Origin of the sequence: Anaeromyxobacter oryzae (assembly GCF_023169945.1) — a bacterium.
Taxonomy (GTDB): domain Bacteria; phylum Myxococcota; class Myxococcia; order Myxococcales; family Anaeromyxobacteraceae; genus Anaeromyxobacter; species Anaeromyxobacter oryzae.
Map to the genome: position 1 here is coordinate 3,409,171 of NZ_AP025591.1, position 19,775 is coordinate 3,428,945.

The following is a 19,775-nucleotide window of genomic DNA, read 5'->3' on the forward strand; positions in this document are numbered from 1 at the left end:
TGTGTACCGTGACGCCAGGACGGAGAGTCGAAACCACGACGTGCGTGTCGCGGATCTCGCGCCGGTGCCCGCCGTTCAGGCACCCCCGAGCCCGGCGCGCCAGTTCGCGAGGATGCGCGCGGCCTCCGGGGTCTCGCGGATCGACGACAGCGCCTCCACCGCGAGCCCGGGACGCGCCGCGTCGAGCAGCTCCCGCTCGCTCTCGCACAGCGCCCGGGTGCGGGCCGCGTCGAACTCCGGGTGGAACTGCACGGCCCGGATCCGCGGACCGTGCCCGAACGCCTGCACCGGCGCGTGCCCGTTCCCCGCGAGGAGGACCGCGCCGGGCGGCAGCGCGGGCACGTGATCCGAGTGGCTCTGCTGGACGGCGAGGCGTTCCGGCAGCCCCTGGAAGAGCGGGTCCGCGCGACCGGCCCGGGTGAGCGTGACCTCGCGCGTTCCCGCCTCGGGGCCTCGCGGGTTCCGCTCCACGCGGACGCCGAGCGCGTGGCCGAGCAGCTGGTGGCCGAAGCAGACCCCGAGCACCGGGATCTGCTCCGCCGCCGCGAGGAGCCAGCCTCCGAGCGCGTCCATCCACGGCTCGGGGCGCGTGACGCTCGCGAGCGAGCCGGTGACGACCACGCCGTCGAGCCCGCGCGCGTCGGGGAGCGCGCCCGCGGGCTCGGCGTCGGCGGCGACGACGGCGGCGGGCGCGAGCAGCGCGGCGAACCACTCGGTGAAGTCTCCGTGGGCGGCGCGAACGTCGTCGGGGGCGGAGCCGGTGCGGATCACGAGGACGCGAGGCACGGCCGCATGATAACGCCGCCGCCGCGCACGGACCCGCGCTTGAGCGGAAGGGCGGCCCGCGCTAGGAGTAAGGGCCCCTGGAGGCCGAACGATGCTCGTCGTCATGAAGCCGCACGCCACGGAGCCCGAGATCGAAGCCGTCGTGGAGAAGATCCGGTCGCTCGGCCTCATGGCGCACCCGATCCCGGGCGCGCAGCGCGTCGCCATCGGGATCACGGGCAACAAGGGCGGCCTCGAGCCGGAGCTGTTCACGACCCTGCCCGGCGTCGCCGACGCGATCCGGGTCTCGCAGCCGTTCAAGCTCGTCTCGCGCGAGGTGAAGGAGGAGGACACCGTCATCGACGTCGGCGGCGTCCCCCTCGGCGGGAGCGCGCTCACGGTGATGGCCGGCCCCTGCTCGGTCGAGTCGAAGGAGCAGCTCCTCGCGGCGGCGCACGCCGTGAAGAAGACCGGCGCGCGCTTCCTCCGGGGCGGCGCGTTCAAGCCGCGGACGAGCCCGTACGAGTTCCAGGGCCTCGGCGAGGAGGCGCTGAAGCTCCTCGCCCTCGCGCGCGAGGAGACCGGGCTCAAGGTCGTGACGGAGGTGATGGACGTCGAGACGCTGCCGATGGTCGCCGACTACGCGGACGTCCTGCAGATCGGCGCCCGCAACATGCAGAACTACTCGCTGCTCAAGTACCTCGGCACGATCCGCAAGCCCATCCTCCTGAAGCGCGGCCCGTCCGCGACGATCAAGGAGTGGCTGATGGCCGCCGAGTACATCGTCTCGCGGGGCAACTACCAGGTGGCGCTCTGCGAGCGCGGCATCCGCACGTTCGAGACGATGACCCGCAACACGCTCGACCTGAACGCGGTCCCGCTCCTCAAGGCGCTGACGCACCTGCCCGTGATCGTGGACCCGTCGCACGGCATAGGGCTCCGCGCCCACGTCGCGGCGATGGCGCGCGCCGGGGTCGCCGCCGGCGCGGACGGGATCATCGTCGAGGTGCACCCGCGCCCCGAGAAGGCGCTCTCCGACGGGCAGCAGTCGCTCACCCCCGCCGAGTTCGACGAGCTGATGCGCCAGGTCCGCGTGATTGCGGGGGCGATCGGTCGAGCGGTGTAGGGACGACGGGCGAGCGAGCGCTCGCGCCTCCGGCTCCAGCCACGGGCCTCCGGGGAGGCGGTCCTCCCCTTCCAGGGACGCGGCCGCTTGCCTTGCGCCCGGGAGGCCTTACCTCAAGTCCATGAAGGCCGAGCTCGATACCACCGTCGAGGACACCGACACCCGCGACATCTCCCTCCCCGGGGGCTGCATCCTCTGCGGCGGGGATCTCGACGTGCGGCTCTCGGCCGGCAGCGCCGCCAGCGTCTGCACGCGGTGCCACTGGATCTCCCGCCCGCACATGAAGCGCGAGGACGGGGCCGTCCACGTGATCCACCCCGCGGGCCTGCTGGCCTGACCGCCGGTCTCAAACGCCCCCGCCGAGGGCGCGACCGCTTGTCCATTTGACTGGAAGCGCGGGTTGAGGGACCGTCCCACCTGGGGGGTCCCACATGAGCCTTCATGCTTCCCTGCGCGCCGGCTGGGCGCTCGCTCTCGTCCTGATCGGCTGCTCCGGCGGAGGCGACCCGGCGAAGCCCTTCGCCGTCCGGATCGTTTCGCCGGCGCTGACGGCGTACACGAACGGCGGCGAGGTCCGGATCGCCGTCGAGGTGGACGGCGCGTACGAGGCGGTCGACCTCGCGCGTGATGGCGCGGTCGTCGCGGAGCTGGTGCCGCCCGAGCCGTTCCTCTGGCGGACCGCCGACGTGGCGGACGGCACGTACCGGTTCGTCGCCCGCGCCCGGCGCGGCACCGAGCAGGTGCTGAGCGCGCCGGTGACCGTGGTCGTCGACCGAGTGAAGCCGAAGGTCGTGTCGGCGTCGCCGTCCGCCGGGACGCTCCAGTACTCACCGTATCCGACGATCGAGATCGCCTTCGACGAGGCGATCGACGTCGCGAGCGTCGCGGGCGCGGTGGCCGTCCTCGCTGCGGGCGTGGACGCCGCGCCGGCCGTGAGCGTGAGCGAGAGCGAGAGCGGCACGACGCTGCGGATCGTCCCGGCGTTCTGGGCCGATCCGGTCGAGGTCGTGGTCACCGGGGTGCGCGACCTCGCCGGCAACGCCATGAACGAGCCGTACGCCGTGAGCTGGCCCGTCGCGGCCTCGATCGTCGCGGGACCTCGCGAGCTCGGCGCAGGGATCCGGTTCTCCAGCGTGCGGGTCGCGCCGGCGCCGCACGGCGGCGCGGTCGTCGCGGCGGTCACGGGGTACACCACGCACGTCTGGAGCGTCTCGTCGTCCGGCGCCGTGACGGCGCTCGATCCCATGTACACGGGCGACGGCGGGGTGGACGTCGCGACCGACGTGGCGGGCAACCCGACCATCGCGACCGCGGGGTGGGGCGCCGTGTCGGTGTTTCGCTGGAGCGGCTCGGCCTGGGTGGCGCTCGGCGGCGGTCCGCTCCCCGGCACGGCCGACACGAACAACGGCAGTCCGCGCGTGGTCCTCGACGCTTCCGGCGCGCCGGTCGTCTCGTGGATGTCACTCGTCGTGGTCGACGTCGCCAGCAGCAACTACTGGTGGACCGCGAGCGCGGCGCGCCTTTCCGGCGGGACGTGGCAGGTCCTCCCCGGTTTCCACCCGGACGGCCGGCAGGCGTACGACGGACCCTCGGTGGCGCTCGTCGACGGCGTGCCGTACCTCGCGTGCAACGAGGGACCGAAGCCCGGCTCCGATGGCCCCTCCGCTTCCGTGGTGCTCCGGTCCTGGGACGGTTCCGCGTGGCAGCCCGCGCTCGAGACCGGGCTCAAGGGCCTCCCCGCCCTGAGCGCCGCCGGCGGCCGCGCCGTCCTCTCCGTCGCCGTGATCACGCCGTCCTACACACCCACCACCGGCGCGGTCCGTGTCTTCACGCGGGAGCCGGCCGCGGCGTGGAGCGAGGTGACGGCGCTCGCGCACTCGGTCGACTCCGCCCTCTGGGACGGGCGGTGGGAGGTCCCCGTGGCGGTCGCGCCCGGGCCCGCCGACGCCGTGGTCGTCCGGACGGACGCCGGCGCGCTGCGGATGGACTTCCGGCTGCCGGGCGGCTACTGGCAGGTCTGGAACACGCCGGCCCTCGCGGACGCGCGCCAGGTGTGGCCCGCGATCGCGGCGGACGGGGACGGCCTCTACCGCGTCGCGCACGTCGAGCGCGGCGCCGACGCGGACTGGCTCGAGGTGTCGATGCTGCGGCTCGCCGAGTGAGGCGGTAGCGGGCCCGGCCCGCTACCGCCGCAGCGCCCGCTTGAGCGACGCGACCAGCTTTCGGACGCGCTCCGCGCGCGCCGCCCGGCTCCCGCCCTCCGCGATCCGCTTCACGATGGCGCTCCCGACCACCACGCCGTCCGCGAGCGGCGCGAGGGCGCGCGCGTCCTCCGGGGTCGAGACGCCGAAGCCGATCACGACCGGGACCGGGCTCTTCTCCCGGACCGCGGCGACCTGCGCGCCGATCTCGGCGGGCACCGCCTTCTTCGCGCCGGTGACGCCCGTCACCGAGACGAAGTAGAGGAAGCCGGTGGCGGCGCGCGCAGCGGCCTCCACGCGGGCCGGGTTCGACGTGGGCGCGAGCAGGTAGACGATCTTCACGCCGTGCGCCGCCGCCGGCGCGGCGAGCACCTCCGCCTCCTCCGGCAGGAGGTCGGGGACGATGAGCGCGTCCACGCCCGCCTCGGCGCACGCCTTCGCGAACGTCTCCGCGCCGCGCGCGAGCATCGGGTTCAGGTAGCCCATGAGCGCGATCGGCACCTGCGAGCGGGCCCGCACCGCGCGGGCGACCTCGAGCACGCCGGCCACCGTGGCTCCGGCGGCGAGGGCGCGCTCGGCGGCGCCCTGGATCGTCGGGCCGTCGGCGATGGGGTCGGAGAACGGCACGCCGATCTCGAGGAGGTCGGCGCCGCCCTCGACGCAGGCGAGCGCCATCGCCTTCGAGGTGGCGAGGTCCGGGTCGCCGCCCATCACGTAGGTGACGAGCGCCGCCTCGCCCGCGTCGCGGCAGCGCGCGAAGGCGGCGGCGATCCGGTCGGCGGGCGCCGCCTCGGGCGCGGCGGCCCGGGCCGGGGCCTTGCGGGCGGGACGGGCGGTCATCGGCGGCTCCCCTTCCGCGCGGAACGCGCCGCGCTCTTCCTCGCCGGCCTCCTCGCCGCTGCCTTCGCCTGCCCGCGCGCGGAGGTCCTCGCCTTCCGCCGCGGCGCCGCGGTGGCGGCGGACGGCTTCTTCCACCCGGCGTCGCCCGCGAGCATCTTCCGGACCTGGTCCACGTCCTTGTCCCCGCGCCCCGAGACGTTCACCAGCACGAGGCCGCCCGGGCCGATCTGTCGCGCGAGCTTCCGCGCGGCCGAGACGGCGTGCGCGCTCTCGAGCGCCGGGATGATCCCCTCGAGGCGCGCGAGGTACTGGAACGCGTCGAGCGCCTCGGCGTCGGTCTGCGGCATGAGCGTGAGCCGCCCCTGATCGCGGAGGTACGCGAGCTCCGGCCCGACGCCGGGGTAGTCGAGGCCCGCGGAGACGGAGTGCGCCTCGGCGATCTGCCCGTCCGCGTCCTGGAGGACGTAGCTCCGCGACCCGTGCAGCACGCCCGGGCGCCCCTCGGCGAGGGACGCGCCGTGGCGTCCCGTGGCGATGCCGTGGCCGGCCGCCTCCGCCGCCACGAGGTCCACGCCCTCGTCGTCCACGAACGCGCTGAAGATGCCCATGGCGTTCGAGCCGCCGCCGACGCACGCGACGACCGCGTCCGGGAGGCGCCCGGCGAGGTCCTGCACCTGCCGGCGCGCCTCGCGCCCGATCACCGACTGGAAGTCGCGGACGAGGGCGGGGTAGGGGTGCGGGCCCGCCACGGAGCCGATGATGTAGTGCGTGTCCCGGACGTTGGTCACCCAGTCGCGGAGCGCCTCGTTCATCGCGTCCTTGAGCGTGCGCGAGCCGGCCTCGACCGGGATCACCCGCGCGCCGAGGAGCTGCATCCGGAAGACGTTCAGCGCCTGCCGCTCGACGTCGAGCGCGCCCTGGTACACCTCGCACGGGAGCCCGAAGAGCGCCGCCGCCGTCGCGGTGGCGACGCCGTGCTGGCCGGCCCCGGTCTCGGCGATGATCCGCTTCTTGCCCATCCGGCGGGCGAGCAGGATCTGGCCGAGGGTGTTGTTGAGCTTGTGCGAGCCGGTGTGGCAGAGGTCCTCGCGCTTCAGGAGGATCCGGCAGCCGCCCACGTCCGCGCTCATCCGGCGCGCCTCGGAGACGGGCGTCTCCCGCCCGGCGTAGCGCTCGAGCAGCTCGGCGAGCTCCGCCTGGAAGGCGGGGTCCTGCCGCGCCTCGCGCCAGGCGGCCTCGAGCTCCTCGAGGGCCGGGACGAGGGTCTCGGGCACGAACCGTCCGCCGTAGTCGCCGAAGCGTCCCCGGGCGTCGGGCAACACCGTCATGTCTTCGCTCCCCTCGCGGCCTCGATGAACCGCTTCATCTTGTCGTAGTCCTTCACGCCGGGCGAAGACTCGACGCCGCTCGCGACGTCCACGCCGAGCGGGCGGACGAGCTGGATGGCGTCGGCGACGTTCTCGGGGGTGAGCCCGCCCGCGAGCCAGACCGGCAGGTCCGCCGCGGCCTCCGCCGCGAGCGACCAGTCGAACGCCGCGCCGCTGCCGCCGTAGCCCGCGGTCGACGAGTCGAGGAGGAACCCCGACACCTCGTAGGAGGCGAGCGCGGCGAGCGAGTGCGCGTCCCTCACGCGGATCGCCTTCACCACCGGCACCGGCAGCCCCTGGCAGAGCGCGGGCGGCTCGTCGCCGTGGAGCTGGACCGTGCCGACCCCCGACGCCGCGATCGCCGCGAGGAGCTCCTCGCGCGTCGGGTTCACGAAGACGCCGAACGTCCGGGTGCCGGGCGGGAGCCGATCGATGATGGCGCGCGCGGCCACCGGCGCGATGTACCGCTTCGACCGCGGCCAGAAGTTGAAGCCGAGCGCATCGGCGCCGAGCGCGACCGCGTCGAGCGCGTCCTCGAGGCGCGTGAACCCGCAGATCTTGATCAGGACCGCCACGGCCCGCCTCTCACCCGCACAGCTCCCGCACGAGCGCGCCGGGATCGGCGGCGCGGACCAGCGCCTCGCCCACGAGCAGGTTCACGGCGCCCGCCCGGCGCAGCCGGCGCGCGTCGTCCGGCGTGCGGATGCCGCTCTCCGCGACGCCCTTCACGCCCTCGGGCAGGAGCGGCAGGATCCGCTCGGACGTCGCGAGGTTCACCGTCATCGTCTTGAGGTTCCGGTTGTTCACGCCGATGATCCGCGCGCCGGAGCGGAGGGCCACGTCGGCGTCGAGCTCGTCGTGGACCTCGACGAGCGCCGCGAGCCCGAGCTCGCCGCACCGGTCGAGGAGGCGGCGGAGCCCGTCCTCCGACAGCGCCGCGACGATCAGGAGGGCGGCGTCGGCGCCGGCGGCGCGCGCCTCGAGGAGCTGGTAGGCGTCGACCACGAAGTCCTTCCGGAGGAGCGGCGTCTCCACCGCCGCGCGCACCGCCCGGAGGTCGTCGAGCGACCCGCCGAACCCGGGCCCGTCGGTGAGCACCGAGATCGCCGCCGCGCCCGCCTCCGCGTAGCGGCGCGCCTGGGCCGGCGCGTCCAGCGTCGCGTCGATCGCGCCGGCGGACGGGCTCGCCCGCTTCACCTCGGCGATGATCCGCGTCGGCCCGCCTGGCGGCGAGAGCGCCGCCTCGAACCCGCGGAGCGCCGGGGCGTCCTTCGCCCGCGCCGCCAGCTCCGCGTCCGGGAGCGCCCGCCGGCGCTCCGCGACCTCCGTCACCTTCCGCGCGAGGATCTGCCCGAGGACGCTCATGCCTTCACCGCCGAGGCGGCGACGAGGAGCGAGAGCTTCTCCCGGGCGGCGCCGCCGTCGATGGCCCGCGCCGCGACCCGGACGCCCTCCGGCAGGTCCTTCGCCGCGCCGGTGCAGACGAGCGCCGCGGCGGCGTTGGCGAGCACGGCGTCGCGCGGCGCGCCCTTCTGGCCCTCGAGCACGTCCCGCAGGATGCGCGCGTTCCGCTCCGCGTCGCCGCCGGCGATCTCGCGCTCCTCGTGCCGCGCGAGCCCGATGTCCTCGGGGCGCATCGCGTACCGCTCGAGCTTGCCGCCCTTCACCTCGCACACGTGGGTCATCCCGGTCACCGCGATCTCGTCGAGGCCCTCGCCGTGCACCACGAACGCGTGGACGGCGCCGAGGGCGGCCAGCACGCCGCCGAGCACCGGCACCCAGCGCGGCTCGTACACCCCGAGCACCTGGTGCCGCGCGCCGGCAGGGTTCGCGAGGGGGCCGAGCAGGTTGAACACCGTCCGCACGCCGAGCTCGCGCCGGATGCCGGCGACGGCCTTGAAGGCGGGGTGCAGCCGGGGCGCGAAGAGGAACCCGATCCCCACGTCCGCGATGCAGCGCTCCACCACGTCCTTCGTCGCGTCCACGTCGACGCCCAGGGCGGCGAGCACGTCGGCCGATCCCGAGCGGGACGAGACCGCGCGGTTGCCGTGCTTCGCGACGCACACGCCCGCCCCGGCGACGACGAACGCCGCGGTCGTGGAGATGTTGAAGGTGTTGCGCCCGTCGCCGCCGGTGCCGCAGGTGTCCACGAACACCTCGCGGTCCACCCGGACCGGGTCGACGCGGGCGCGCATCACCTGGGCGGCGCCGGCGATCTCGTCGACGGTCTCGCCCTTCACCCGGAGCGCCGCGAGGAACGCGCCGACCTGCGCCGGCGTCGCGCCGCCGTCGGCGATCTCGTTCATCACCTCGACCATCTCGTCGCGGGTGAGGTCCCTGTGGTCGAGGAGCTTCGCGATCGCGGGCTGGATCACGGCGTTCGAGCCTCCGTCACGCGCCGCGGCCGAGCCGCGCGAGCCAGTTGCCGAGGAGCTTCTTCCCCTCGACGGTCAGGATGGACTCCGGGTGGAACTGGACGCCCTCCACCTCGAGGGTCCGGTGGCGGAGGCCCATGATCTCCCCCTCGTCCGTCCAGCTCGTCACCTCGAGGTCGGCGGGGAGCGACTCGCGCTCGACGACGAGCGAGTGGTAGCGGCCCGCCTGGAACGGCGCGGAGAGGCCGGCGTAGAGCCCCTCGCCGCGGTGGTTCACCGGGCTCGCCTTGCCGTGGACGATCCGGGCGTTCCGGATCACCTTGCCGCCGAACGCCTGGCCGATGGCCTGGTGGCCGAGGCAGACGCCGAGGATCGGCAGCGCGCCGGCGAGCTCGCGGATCGCGGCGAGGGTCACGCCCGCCTCGTCCGGCGTGCACGGGCCCGGCGAGAGCACGAGGCCGTCCGGCCGGTGGGCGCGGATCCCGGCGACGTCGATCTCGTCGTTGCGGTGGACGGTCACGTCCGCCCCGAGCTCGCCGAGGTACTGGACGAGGTTGAAGGTGAACGAGTCGTAGTTGTCGACGAGCAGCAGCCGCGGAGTCATGAGCGCCCCCCGCGCGCGCGCGCCGGCCGCGGCCGCCGCGCGGCGACCTTCCCGCGGGGCGCCGGCCGGGGCTTCGGCATCCGGCCCGGCGCCGTCGCCGCCTCGGCGGCGCGGGGAGGACGCGCCACCGCGTCGAGGAGCCGCGACTCCGCCTGCGCGACCGCCGTGAACACCGCGCGCGCCTTGTTCAGCGTCTCCTGGTACTCGGTCTCCGGCACGGAGTCGTAGACGAGCCCGCCGCCGGCCTGGACCGACACGCGCCGGCCGCTCGCCATGAGCGTGCGGATCGCGATGCACATCTCCATGTCGCCGCTGCGATCGAAGTAGCCCACCGCGCCCGCGTAGGGCCCGCGCCGCGCCGGCTCGAGCTCGTCGATGATCTCCATGGCGCGGACCTTCGGCGACCCGGAGACGGTGCCCGCCGGAAACCCGGCCCGGAGCACGTCCACCGCGCCGAGCCCGTCGCGGAGGCGCCCCTTCACCTCCGACACGAGGTGCATCACGTGCGAGTAGCGCTCCACGATCTTGAGCTGGGTGACCTTCACCGAGCCGATGGCGGAGACGCGCCCGACGTCGTTCCGGCCGAGGTCGACGAGCATCACGTGCTCGGCGTTCTCCTTGGGGTCGGCGCGGAGCTCCGCCTCGAGCGCCTGGTCGTGGACGGGATCCTTGCCGCGCGGCCGGGTCCCGGCGATGGGGCGGAGCGTCACCTCTCCGTCGCGGAGCTTGATGAGGGTCTCGGGCGAGCTGCCGACGAGCGCGCGGTCGCCGTCCTTCACGAAGAAGAGGTAGGGCGACGGGTTCACCCGGCGCAGCGCGCGGTAGATCTCGAAGGGCGGGACCGAGACCTCCGCGTCGAACCGCTGCGCGAGGACGATCTGCTGGCAGTCGCCGGCCTTGATGTACTCCTTCGCCCGCTCGACCGCCGCGAGGTAGTCCGGCTTCGCCACGCGTGGCACGAGCTCGGCCGGCCGCGCGGCGCGGCGGGCGCGGCGATCGACGAGCGGGCGGGCGAGCGTCCGGAGCCGCGCGCGGATGCGCCGCACGGCCTGCTCGTACAGCTTGCGCGGATCGTCGCCCGCGTCGCAGCGGACCTCGCAGATGACGTGGAGCGAGTGGCGGAGGTTGTCGAACGCGACCACCTCGTCGAAGTCCATGAGGAGGACGTCGGGGAACCCGAGCTCGTCGTCGTTCGCGATGGGGACGCGCGGCTCGAAGAGCCGGACTGCGTCGTAGGCGACGTGGCCGACGAGGCCGCCGGAGAACGGCGGGGTCCCCGGGACGCGGACGGCGCGGTGGGTCGCGAGGGCGCCGCGGACCGCGGCGATCGGATCGCCCGCGTCGCCGAGCTTCCAGCGGAGGACCGAGCGCGGCCGCGCGCCGAGGAAGGAGAACCTCGCGCTCCGCTCCCCGCCCTCGACGGACTCTAGGAGGAAGGCGCGGTCCTCGCCGCGGGAGAGCTTCAGGAACGCCGAGACCGGCGTCTCGGTGTCGGCGTCGACCTCGACGCGCACCGGGACCGCTTGGCCGGGCTTGCAGAGGGAGAGAAACGTCTCGAGATCGGGCTGGGGCCGCACGTCAGCGGCGGAGCCAAAGAAACACCGTCATGCCATCACCCGTCGTGCGGGCCCGGCCACCTCGACGGCGTCCTTGGCCACGATCTTGTTCGCCTTGTCCACGAGGACCACGGTCGGCTTGTAGCTGCGCGCCTCGGACTCCTCGAACTCCGCGAACGTCGCGAGGATCACCATGTCGCCGGGCTTGTTGAGGTGGGCCGCGGCGCCGTTGATGCAGATGATCCCGGAGCCGCGCTGCCCCTTGATGGCGTACGTCTGGAGGCGCGTGCCGCGCGTGATGTTCCAGATGTGGATCGCCTCGTACTCGAGGATCTCCGCCGCCTCCATGAGGTCCTCGTCGATCGAGACGGACCCCTCGTACTCCAGGTCGGCGTGGGTGACCGTGGCGCGGTGGATCTTGGACTTGAACAGAGTCCGGCGCATAAGGGAACGGATCTCTTACCTTCTCGGGACGATGTGCGCAAGGCTCCCCGGCGGAGGGCGGCAGCTCCGCGCGGTCGCTACCGCGCCGTGAGCTGCCGGTCGATCTCTGCCTTGATCATCTCGAACGGCACCGCGCCCTCGATCTTGACGCCGTTCACGAACAGGGTCGGGGTGGCCTGCGCGCCGACCTTGGCCGCGAGCGCCTGGTCCTCGGCGATGCGCGCCTTCGCGCGGGGGGCGCGGCGCGCCTCCTCGAACCGGGCGACGTCCAGCCCGAGCTCGCGGGCGGTCTGCGCGTAGAGCTGATCCGAGAGGAGCCGCTGGTTCTCGAACAGCCGGTCGTGCATCGGCCAGAACTTGCCCTGCTCGCGGGCCGCCTCGGCGGCGAGGGCGGCGGGCAGCGCGTTCGGGTGGAACGAGAGCGGCTGGTGCTTCCAGACGATCCGGACCTTGTCCCCGTACGTCTGCTGCACCTGCGCGAGCGTCGGCTCGACGCGGCTGCAGAACGGGCACTGGAAGTCGGAGAAGAGGACGATCGTCACCGGGGCGCGCGCGCCGCCCTTCACGGGATCGTCGGCGCGGACCGTGAGGCCCTGGACCGGGAGGGCGGGGCCGGCGGGCGCCGCGGTCGGGACGACCGTCGGCGAGGGCGCCGCCTGCGCGGCGGGGAGGGCGAGGTTCGCGGCGCAGGCCTTCTCGTAGAAGTCGGCGCCGGGGCGGCCGCCCTTGAGGAGCGCGTCGGCCTTCGCGAGCTCCTCCTTCGCGACCTGCTGCAGCTGCTCGAACGGCCGGGCGCCCACCACCTGGCGGCAGTTGAAGAACATCGTTGGCGTGCCCTGCGCGCCCACCTCGGCCGCGAGCTTCTGGTCCTCGGCGATCCGGTCGGCGCCCTTCTTCGCGTCGACGCTCGCGCGGTACCGCTTCGGGTCGAGGCCGATCGCCTGGGCGGCCTTCGCGAGGTCGTCCGCGGAGAGCGCCTGCTGGTTCGCGAACAGCCGATCGTGCATCGGCCAGAACTTGCCCTGCTCGCGGGCCGCCTCGGCGGCGAGCGCCGCCGGCATCGCGTTCGGGTGGAACGGCAGCGGCTGGTGCTTCCAGACGATCCGGAGCTGACCGGCGAACGCGTCCTCCAGCTGCTTCAGGGACGGCTCGACGCGGCCGCAGTACGGGCACTGGAAGTCGGAGAAGAGGACGATCGTGAGCTTCGCGTCCTTCGCGCCGCGGGCCGGATCATCGGCGCGGACCGGGACCTTCCGGTAGAGCGCGGCCGGCGCCGCCTGGGGGGCGGCCGGCGCGACCGCCTCGCCGCCGGGGGCGCCCGGCGCGCTGCCGGGGACGAAGACGGGCTGCGTCGCGGCGCCCTCGAGCACCTTCGCGTACACCTGCGAGGCGGGCGTGCCGCTCCGGACGAGGGCGTCCGCCTTCTGGAGCTCCTCGTCGATGACCGCGCGGAAGCGCTCGATCGGCTGGGCGCCCACGAGCTTGCGGCCGTTCACGAAGTAGGTGGGCGTCCCCATCGCGCCGAGGCCCTGGACGAGCTTCTGGTCGCGCTCGATCCGCTCGTGGTACCGCTGCGACTCGACGGCCGCCTTCACCTTCGCGGCGTCGACGCCGACGTCGGCGGCGGCCTTCTCGAGGCTCGCCGCGTCGAGCGCGGGCGCGATCTCGAAGAGCTTGTCGTGGAGCGCCCAGAACCGGGCGTCACCGCCCTCCGCGCGCGCCTCCTCGGCGGCGTTCGCGGCCGGGGCCGCGTTCGGGTGGAACGGGAGCGGGTTGTGCTTGAAGGCGACGCGGACCTTGCCCGCGTAGATCTTCTCGAGCTCCTGGATGGTCGCCGCGCCGCGCTTGCAGTACGGACACTGGAAGTCGGACGACTCGACGATCGTGACGAGGGCGTCCGCGGGGCCGCGCACCGGCGACCCGTCCAGCGGGACCTTGTAGACCGCCTTCGGGTCCTCGACCGGCCGCGCCGGGCGCGCCTGCTGGGGCGCGCCCGGGGCGGGGGCGGCGACGGCGGGTCCGCGGCCGATGCCGATGAGCGGCGGGCCCTTCAGCGCGCCGATGGTGGCCGCGCCGAGCGCGTATCCGACGACGAGCGCCAACACCCAAGAGACGTGCTTCATGGCTCCTCGCTTCCCTTCCGGTGAGAACGGCATCCGGCATGTAGCAGGATGTCCGAATCCTGACAAACACTTGGGTGCCTGGACGCGGCCCGGCACCCGCAGGGCGAACAGCGGGGATCCGCGGAGATTCCCTCGGACCCCGCGTGGAATCAGAAGGCGAGCGTCGCGACGGCCATCAGCTTGAGGTCGCTCGCGTTGGCGGTCGCGTCGACGGCGGACCGGTCCCGCCGGGTGTAGCTGGTCCAGCGGACCGCCACGTTGAACATGACCGAGCCGTCGAGGACCGAGTAGCCGAGGCTGCCCTCGCCCGAGAGCATGAGGTCGTTCTTCTTCCACATCTTCAGGACGTCGCCCTCCAGGGAGAAGAGCACCGCGGGCGGGAGGAGCGTCGTGTAGCGGAGCCGCCCGGCGGTCGCGGCGGCGGGGCCGTCGGTCTCGGAGGGCGCCGGGTCGACCTTCCGGATGTGCGCGTCGCCGTAGTAGTACGCGTACGCCATCTCGACGGGCGACACGTAGTAGTAGAGGCGCATGCGATCGCCGGCGAGCGGGATGGACCCCTCCACCGACGGCAGCGTCGCGAGCTGACCGAGCACCTGCAGCGCGAGGCCCGGGTAACGCGCCACCTCGACCCGGCCGATCACGAACCGGAACTCGGGCCGGCCGATCATGTACGCCGCCTCGACCTCGCCGTCGGAGGGGATGAAGATCTCGTCCTCGCCGCCGGTCATGAGCTTCGCCCGCAGCCGGACCGACTGGCCGTACCCCTCGGTCCAGAGCCCGTCGGCCTGGCCGCCGAGGTAGATGAGCGTCGAGGGGTTCTCGCGGCGATCCGAGATCTGGTGGCCGCCGAACCGGCCGAGCACGCCTGACGCGAGGCTCATCCGCCAGTGCGAGTACGCCTCGTCGGGGTGGAGCGGCGCACCGGCGTCGCCGGCGAACGCCACGGGCCCGTCGCCGATGGTCCCCGCGCGGCGGACGATGGGCACCGGCGTCAGGCCGAAGCTCGCCGGCCGCTCCGTGCGGCCCGGGACGTAGGGCGGCATCGTGCGGCCCGCCGGCATGTCCGACGAGGCGGGGAGCCGGGTCGTGCCGGTCGGCGGCGGCGGGAGCGGCACGTCATCGGAGGGCGGCGGAGGCGGCGGTGGCAGCGCGTCCTGCGCGGCCGCGGGGAGGGCGAGCGCGACGGCGAGGACGAGGGCGAGGCGTCTCATGCGGAGACCTCCGGGCGAGGGCCGGCCGCGAGCGCGCGGCGAGGCGTGCGGTGGGGGGCCACCGCGGGTCAGAACCGGAACGACGCGCCGGCGCGGAACAGGAGCGGCAGCCCGGCGTCGGCGTTGAGGGGCGCGCCGGTGTCCAGCTCGGCGTACAGCCCCATGAGGCTCGTCACGCGCAGCTCGGTCGCGACGCCGACGAGGAGCCACCGCCAGCGGAAGCCGTGGCCGCGCGAGTCCGCGGCGTCGAGCGCGGCGCGGAGCTGGATCGGCATGCCGGGGAGCCGGTAGCGGATGCCGGGGCGGAGCGCGACGTGCGAGTCCGGCGCGAAGCCGAGCGTGGCGGCGAGCTCGCCGCGGAGGCCGAGGTCCGCGGACTCGAGCCCGGCCGCGACCTCTGCCTCGCCGAGGCCAGGCTTGCCGTGGTCGAGCCCCAGCTCGGACCCGCCGGCGATCGAGGCGGACGCGGTGAACAGGGTGGGGTGGCCGCCCTCCTGGGCGGTGGCACGGCCGCCGGCGAGCGCCAGCGCGGCGGCGGAGAGGACGAGCGCATGGAGGCGGGGCATCCGGGGGAGGGTACGGCACGTCCGGACCGGCGGGCAAGGCACCGGCCGTTGCCGCCGCGCGGGGGAGCGGCTAAAGGGAGAGCCCGGTGACGCCGCTCGAGCACATGCCCCCACCCTCGCGGACCCTCGACACCTCGGGGCAGCTCTGCCCCTTCCCGATCGTCGAGACCGCGAAGATCGTGAAGGGGCTCGACGCCGGCGCGGTGCTCCTCGTCATCGCCACCGATCCAGGCATCGCCACCGACATGCCGATGTGGTGCAAGGCGACGCGCAACGAGCACCTCGGCACGTTCCGCGACGGCGCCGCCTGGAAGAGCTTCGTCCGGAAGCGCCCCCGCTGACGGCACACGCGAGAAGAAGGTCCGACATGAAGCGGCAGGCGAAGGCGATCGCGATGATCTCCGGCGGGCTCGACTCGACGCTCGCGCTGGCGCTCGTGCGCCGGCAGGGCGTCGAGGTGAAGGCCATCAACTTCTACACCGGGTTCTGCATCACCGAGACGCAGCGGCGGAAGGGCGGCCGCCCGGACGGGACGGTGCCGCAGAACGAGGCGCTCCGCGCCGCGGCGGACCTCGAGGTGGACATCGAGTACGTCGACATCTCGGGGCGCGGCTACTTCGACATGCTCGTGAACCCGCGCTGGGGCTACGGCGCGAACGCGAACCCGTGCGTCGACTGCCGCGTCTTCATGATGCGGAAGGCGAAGGAGATCATGGAGGCGGAGGGCGCCGACTTCGTCTTCACCGGCGAGGTGCTCGGGCAGCGCCCGAAGAGCCAGCGCCGCGACACCCTCCGCATCATCGAGCGCGAGAGCGGCCTCGACGGCCGGCTGCTGCGCCCGCTCTCGGCGAAGCTCCTCCCGCCCACGATCCCGGAGAACGAAGGGCTCGTCGACCGGGCGCTGCTCGAGGACATCAGCGGCCGCTCGCGCCACCGGCAGATGAAGCTCGCGGAGCAGCTCGGCATCGCCGAGTACCCGCAGCCCGCCGGCGGGTGCTGCTACCTCACCGACGAGGCTTTCGCGCGGAAGTTCTTCGACGTCCTCGACGCCCGCGAGGCGCGGGGCGAGGAGCGGCGGATCGATCGCGAGGACGTCCTGCTCCTCTCGACCGGCCGCCACTTCCGGCTCTCCCCGAAGGCGAAGCTCATCGTCGGCCGGACCGAGGTCGAGAACGCGCTCCTCGAGCACCACGTCGAGGGGCGCGCCCGGGTCGAGGCGAGGGACGTGCTCGGCCCGCTGGCGCTCGTGGAGGGGCAGCCGACCTGGGAAGAGCGCGTGCTCGCGGCCGCCATCGTCGCCCGCTACGGCAAGGCGAAGGACGCGCCGAAGGTCCAGGTCGAGTGGCGCGAGGGGGACCTCGTCGAGGTCTACGAGGTCGAGCCCGAGCGCGACGAGGCGAAGATCGAGGCGCTGCGCGTCTAGCGGGCCGGTCCGGTCCAGATTCGCGCGCGCGCCTCGGCCCGCCGCCCTGGCGCGGAGCGCACCCGCCGCGAAGGTGGGCTGCCCTCGTCACGGCTGTTGTCGCCCGTCCGCGTTGGAGCGACGATGTAACCATCCGGTTACCGGGCGACCTACAGGAGCCGTCTTCGGCGGGAGGCGACCATGGCCACGAAGCGCATCTACTCGTTCGGCGGAGGCAAGGCCGACGGCAACAAGGACATGAAGGACGTCCTCGGCGGGAAGGGCGCCGGGCTCGCCGAGATGTCGAACATCGGGATCCCGGTCCCGCCCGGCTTCACCATCACGACCGACGTCTGCACCGAGTACTACCGCGCCGGCAAGAAGCTGCCCCGCTCCCTCGAGCCGGAGCTCCGCGCGGCGCTCCGGAAGGTCGAGGCCCTCACCGGGAAGGGGTTCGGCGACGCCGGCGATCCGCTCCTCGTGTCCGTCCGCTCGGGTGCGCGCGTCTCGATGCCGGGGATGATGGACACGGTCCTGAACCTCGGGCTGAACGACCGCACCGTCGAGGGGCTCGCGGCGCGGAGCGGGAACCCGCGCTTCGCGTGGGACAGCTACCGCCGCTTCGTCGCGATGTTCGGCGACGTCGTGCTCGGGATGAAGCCGGAGACCAAGGAGGACCGGGATCCGTTCGAGGTGATCCTCACCGCCAAGAAGGAGGCGTTCGGCGCCGCTCACGACGCGGACCTCCCGGTCGAGGCGCTCCGGGAGCTCGTCTCCGAGTTCAAGGCGGAGATCTCGCGGCGGAAGAAGGTCGCGTTCCCCGAGGAGCCGTTCGACCAGCTCCTCGCCGCGGTGGGCGCGGTGTTCCGCTCCTGGGACAACGACCGCGCCATCGCCTACCGCCAGCTGAACGGCATCCCCGCCGAGTGGGGCACCGCCGTGAGCGTCCAGGCGATGGTGTTCGGCAACATGGGCGACGACTCCGGCACCGGCGTCGCCTTCACGCGCAACCCCGCCACCGGCGAGGACGAGTTCTACGGCGAGTTCCTCGTGAACGCGCAGGGCGAGGACGTGGTGGCCGGCATCCGGACGCCGCAGAAGATCGGCGAGCTGCAGGCGAAGTGGGCGGACGTGTCGCGGCAGCTCCTCGCCGCGCGCGAGAAGCTCGAGCACCACTACCGCGACATGCAGGACATCGAGTTCACCATCGAGCGCGGCCGGCTCTACCTGCTCCAGACGCGCAGCGGCAAGCGCACCGGCCTCGCCGCCGTGCGCATCGCCGTCGAGATGGCGGAGCAGCGGCTCATCTCGCGCGAGGACGCGATCCTGCGGGTGGACGCGGAGGCGCTGAACCACCTCCTCCGGCCGGTGTTCGACGAGGCCAAGAAGGCCGCCGCCGTGAAGGAAGGGCGCCTCCTCGCGAAGGGGCTGCCGGCGGGGCCGGGCGCCGCGAGCGGCCGGCTCGTGTTCTTCGCCGAGGACGCGGCCGCGTGGCGGGCGAAGGGCGAGCAGGTGGTCCTCGCGCGGCACGAGACGAGCCCCGAGGACATCCGCGGCATGGCCGCGGCGGAGGGCTTCCTCACGGCCTTCGGCGGGATGACCTCGCACGCGGCGCTCGTCGCGCGGCAGATGGGGAAGGTCGCCATCGTCGGCTGCGACGCGCTCTCGTTCGACTACCACGCGCGGACCATGACCGTGACCCGGCGCGCGGGCGGCGACGTGGTCCTCAAGGAGGGCCACTGGATCTCCATTGACGGCCTCGCGGGCGAGGTGATCGACGGCCGGCTCGAGACGCGGCCGTCCGAGGTCGTCGAGGTGCTGGTCGAGAAGACCCGCGACGCGCGGAGCGCACCCACCTACCAGCGCTTCGCGAAGCTCCTCTCCTGGGCGGACGGCGCGCGCCGCCTGAAGGTCCGCGCCAACGCCGACCAGCCCGACCAGGCGCGCGTCGCCGTCGCCTTCGGCGCGCAGGGCATCGGCCTCTGCCGCACCGAGCACATGTTCTTCGGCGAGGGGAAGATCGGGCCGATGCGGGAGATGATCGTCGCTGCGACGCCGGAGGAGCGGCGCGCCGCGCTCGCGAAGCTGCTCCCGCTCCAGCGGGAGGATTTCCGTGGCCTCTTCGTGGAGATGGCGGGGCGGCCGGTGACGATCCGGACGCTCGATCCGCCGCTCCACGAGTTCCTCCCGCACGACGAGGAGGGGATGCGCGCGCTCGCGGAGGCGACCGGGAAGAGCGTCGTCCACGTGGAGGAGCGCATCGAGGAGCTCGCGGAGTCGAACCCGATGCTCGGCAACCGCGGCTGCCGCCTCGGGATCGCCTACCCGGAGATCACGGAGATGCAGGTCCGGGCCATCTTCGAGGCCGCGATCGACGCGGCCGAGGCGGGCGCCCGGGTCGAGCCGGAGGTGATGATCCCGCTCGTCGGCATGGCGAAGGAGCTGGATCACCAGGCCGCCGTGGTCCGGCGCGTCGCGCAGGAGGTCTTCGCGGCGCGCGGCCGGAAGGTGCGGTACCTCGTCGGGACCATGATCGAGGTGCCGCGGGGCGCCGTCACCGCGGCGGAGATCGCCCGGACCGCGGAGTTCTTCTCGTTCGGGACGAACGATCTCACCCAGACCACCTTCGGGCTGTCGCGCGACGACGTGGGCCCCGTGCTCGCGCGCTACCTCGAGGAGGAGATCCTCGCCGTCGACCCGTTCGTGTCCATCGACCAGGACGGCGTGGGCGCGCTCATGCGGCTCGGGGTCGCGGGCGGGCGCGCCACGCGCCCCGAGCTCAAGATCGGGATCTGCGGCGAGCACGGCGGCGATCCGGCGTCGGTCGGCTTCTGCCACCGGCTCGGGCTCGACTACGTCTCCTGCTCGCCGTACCGGCTCCCGATCGCGCGGCTCGCGGCGGCGCAGGCCGCGCTGCGCGAGGCGCGCGAGGCCGCCTCGAAGCGCCGGGCGGGCGCGAACGGCAAGCGCGCGCGCGAGGGCAGGATCGCGCGCGACGCGAAGGCCGCGCGAAACGGGAAGACGCGCGACGTCGCCGTCGCGAGCCCCGCCAAGAAGCGCGGTGGACGGCGCGCGCAGGTCCGCGCCTGATCGATCACACCGAGGCCGCGCGCCGCGCCCGCGGCGGGGCCTCGGGTCGCTGTGCCGCAGCGCTTCGGAGGGTCGCGCGCCCCTCGCAGGCGGTGCCCGTACGGA

Annotated in this window: 18 protein-coding genes; 6 read left to right on the top strand and 12 right to left on the bottom strand. The window is 73.9% G+C overall.

Features of this window, described 5'->3' with window-relative positions:
* Positions 1-75: 75 nt before the first annotated feature.
* Complete coding sequence (locus AMOR_RS14820) at positions 76-786, bottom strand: glutamine amidotransferase-related protein (RefSeq protein WP_248352326.1); 711 nt, start codon at positions 784-786, stop codon at positions 76-78.
* Positions 787-877: 91 nt separating this feature from the next.
* On the opposite strand from AMOR_RS14820, the gene aroF reads away from it, so the two are divergent.
* From aroF to AMOR_RS14835, 3 genes are all read left to right on the top strand, one after another.
* On the top strand, positions 878-1,891 hold the full coding sequence (gene aroF, locus AMOR_RS14825; protein ID WP_248352327.1) for a 3-deoxy-7-phosphoheptulonate synthase: 1,014 nt from the start codon (positions 878-880) through the stop codon (positions 1,889-1,891).
* A gap of 121 nt (positions 1,892-2,012) precedes the next feature.
* Entirely contained in the window at positions 2,013-2,228 is a 216-nt protein-coding gene (locus AMOR_RS14830) for a hypothetical protein (protein WP_248352328.1), read from the top strand.
* 94 nt (positions 2,229-2,322) lie between these two features.
* Positions 2,323-4,053: an Ig-like domain-containing protein gene (locus tag AMOR_RS14835; protein ID WP_248352329.1), complete on the top strand. Its 1,731-nt coding sequence runs from the start codon at positions 2,323-2,325 to the stop codon at positions 4,051-4,053.
* A 21-nt stretch (positions 4,054-4,074) separates the two neighbouring features.
* Here AMOR_RS14835 and trpA read toward each other — a convergent pair whose 3' ends face one another.
* The 11 genes from trpA to AMOR_RS14890 all read right to left on the bottom strand — a co-directional run bounded on the left by trpA (position 4,075) and on the right by AMOR_RS14890 (position 15,178).
* Positions 4,075-4,932, bottom strand: coding sequence for a tryptophan synthase subunit alpha (trpA, locus tag AMOR_RS14840; RefSeq protein ID WP_248352330.1), 858 nt, complete (start codon positions 4,930-4,932; stop codon positions 4,075-4,077).
* Positions 4,929-6,260 carry a tryptophan synthase subunit beta gene (gene trpB / locus AMOR_RS14845; RefSeq protein WP_248352331.1) on the bottom strand — a complete coding sequence of 444 codons (1,332 nt, stop codon included), beginning with the start codon at positions 6,258-6,260 and terminating at the stop codon, positions 4,929-4,931. The genes trpA and trpB overlap by 4 nt, the downstream gene beginning before the upstream one ends.
* Positions 6,257-6,874 (bottom strand): phosphoribosylanthranilate isomerase, encoded by a 618-nt coding sequence (locus tag AMOR_RS14850; protein ID WP_248352332.1) that lies wholly within the window; start codon positions 6,872-6,874, stop codon positions 6,257-6,259. Before AMOR_RS14850 ends, trpB begins: the two co-directional genes overlap by 4 nt.
* A 10-nt stretch (positions 6,875-6,884) precedes the next feature.
* A complete protein-coding gene (gene trpC / locus AMOR_RS14855) occupies positions 6,885-7,664 on the bottom strand; it encodes an indole-3-glycerol phosphate synthase TrpC (protein WP_248352333.1) in 780 nt (259 codons plus the stop codon).
* Positions 7,661-8,674, bottom strand: a complete 1,014-nt coding sequence (gene trpD / locus AMOR_RS14860; protein ID WP_248352334.1) for an anthranilate phosphoribosyltransferase — start codon at positions 8,672-8,674, stop codon at positions 7,661-7,663. The genes trpC and trpD overlap by 4 nt, the downstream gene beginning before the upstream one ends.
* A gap of 16 nt (positions 8,675-8,690) precedes the next feature.
* Positions 8,691-9,278 (bottom strand): anthranilate synthase component II, encoded by a 588-nt coding sequence (locus AMOR_RS14865; protein WP_248352335.1) that lies wholly within the window; start codon positions 9,276-9,278, stop codon positions 8,691-8,693.
* Entirely contained in the window at positions 9,275-10,855 is a 1,581-nt protein-coding gene (trpE, locus tag AMOR_RS14870) for an anthranilate synthase component I (RefSeq protein ID WP_248352336.1), read from the bottom strand. Before trpE ends, AMOR_RS14865 begins: the two co-directional genes overlap by 4 nt.
* A 27-nt stretch (positions 10,856-10,882) precedes the next feature.
* Positions 10,883-11,278 (bottom strand): aspartate 1-decarboxylase, encoded by a 396-nt coding sequence (panD, locus tag AMOR_RS14875; protein ID WP_248352337.1) that lies wholly within the window; start codon positions 11,276-11,278, stop codon positions 10,883-10,885.
* 77 nt (positions 11,279-11,355) lie between these two features.
* Positions 11,356-13,401: a DsbA family protein gene (locus AMOR_RS14880; RefSeq protein WP_248352338.1), complete on the bottom strand. Its 2,046-nt coding sequence runs from the start codon at positions 13,399-13,401 to the stop codon at positions 11,356-11,358.
* Positions 13,402-13,550: 149 nt separating this feature from the next.
* On the bottom strand, positions 13,551-14,612 hold the full coding sequence (locus tag AMOR_RS14885) for a hypothetical protein (RefSeq protein WP_248352339.1): 1,062 nt from the start codon (positions 14,610-14,612) through the stop codon (positions 13,551-13,553).
* Between the two features lie 68 nt (positions 14,613-14,680).
* A complete protein-coding gene (locus AMOR_RS14890; RefSeq protein ID WP_248352340.1) occupies positions 14,681-15,178 on the bottom strand; it encodes a hypothetical protein in 498 nt (165 codons plus the stop codon).
* Between the two features lie 86 nt (positions 15,179-15,264).
* Between AMOR_RS14890 and AMOR_RS14895 the strand changes: the two genes are divergently transcribed.
* The 3 genes from AMOR_RS14895 (at position 15,265) to ppdK (ending at position 19,670) form a co-directional block, all read left to right on the top strand.
* Complete coding sequence (locus tag AMOR_RS14895) at positions 15,265-15,519, top strand: sulfurtransferase TusA family protein (protein WP_248352341.1); 255 nt, start codon at positions 15,265-15,267, stop codon at positions 15,517-15,519.
* A gap of 26 nt (positions 15,520-15,545) precedes the next feature.
* A complete protein-coding gene (locus tag AMOR_RS14900) occupies positions 15,546-16,601 on the top strand; it encodes an asparagine synthase-related protein (RefSeq protein WP_248352342.1) in 1,056 nt (351 codons plus the stop codon).
* A 180-nt stretch (positions 16,602-16,781) separates the two neighbouring features.
* On the top strand, positions 16,782-19,670 hold the full coding sequence (ppdK, locus tag AMOR_RS14905) for a pyruvate, phosphate dikinase (RefSeq protein ID WP_248352343.1): 2,889 nt from the start codon (positions 16,782-16,784) through the stop codon (positions 19,668-19,670).
* Positions 19,671-19,775 lie beyond the last annotated feature (105 nt).

What these genes read in the sequence shown, in the direction of transcription:
- aroF (WP_248352327.1), top strand. Translation starts at nt 878, where the DNA reads ATGCTCGTCGTCATGAAGCCGCACGCCACGGAGCCCGAGATCGAAGCC.
- AMOR_RS14830 (WP_248352328.1), top strand. Translation starts at nt 2,013, where the DNA reads ATGAAGGCCGAGCTCGATACCACCGTCGAGGACACCGACACCCGCGAC.
- AMOR_RS14835 (WP_248352329.1), top strand. Translation starts at nt 2,323, where the DNA reads ATGAGCCTTCATGCTTCCCTGCGCGCCGGCTGGGCGCTCGCTCTCGTC.
- trpA (WP_248352330.1), bottom strand. Translation starts at nt 4,932, where the DNA reads ATGACCGCCCGTCCCGCCCGCAAGGCCCCGGCCCGGGCCGCCGCGCCC.
- trpB (WP_248352331.1), bottom strand. Translation starts at nt 6,260, where the DNA reads ATGACGGTGTTGCCCGACGCCCGGGGACGCTTCGGCGACTACGGCGGA.
- trpC (WP_248352333.1), bottom strand. Translation starts at nt 7,664, where the DNA reads ATGAGCGTCCTCGGGCAGATCCTCGCGCGGAAGGTGACGGAGGTCGCG.
- AMOR_RS14865 (WP_248352335.1), bottom strand. Translation starts at nt 9,278, where the DNA reads ATGACTCCGCGGCTGCTGCTCGTCGACAACTACGACTCGTTCACCTTC.
- panD (WP_248352337.1), bottom strand. Translation starts at nt 11,278, where the DNA reads ATGCGCCGGACTCTGTTCAAGTCCAAGATCCACCGCGCCACGGTCACC.
- AMOR_RS14880 (WP_248352338.1), bottom strand. Translation starts at nt 13,401, where the DNA reads ATGAAGCACGTCTCTTGGGTGTTGGCGCTCGTCGTCGGATACGCGCTC.
- AMOR_RS14885 (WP_248352339.1), bottom strand. Translation starts at nt 14,612, where the DNA reads ATGAGACGCCTCGCCCTCGTCCTCGCCGTCGCGCTCGCCCTCCCCGCG.
- AMOR_RS14890 (WP_248352340.1), bottom strand. Translation starts at nt 15,178, where the DNA reads ATGCCCCGCCTCCATGCGCTCGTCCTCTCCGCCGCCGCGCTGGCGCTC.
- AMOR_RS14900 (WP_248352342.1), top strand. Translation starts at nt 15,546, where the DNA reads ATGAAGCGGCAGGCGAAGGCGATCGCGATGATCTCCGGCGGGCTCGAC.
- ppdK (WP_248352343.1), top strand. Translation starts at nt 16,782, where the DNA reads ATGGCCACGAAGCGCATCTACTCGTTCGGCGGAGGCAAGGCCGACGGC.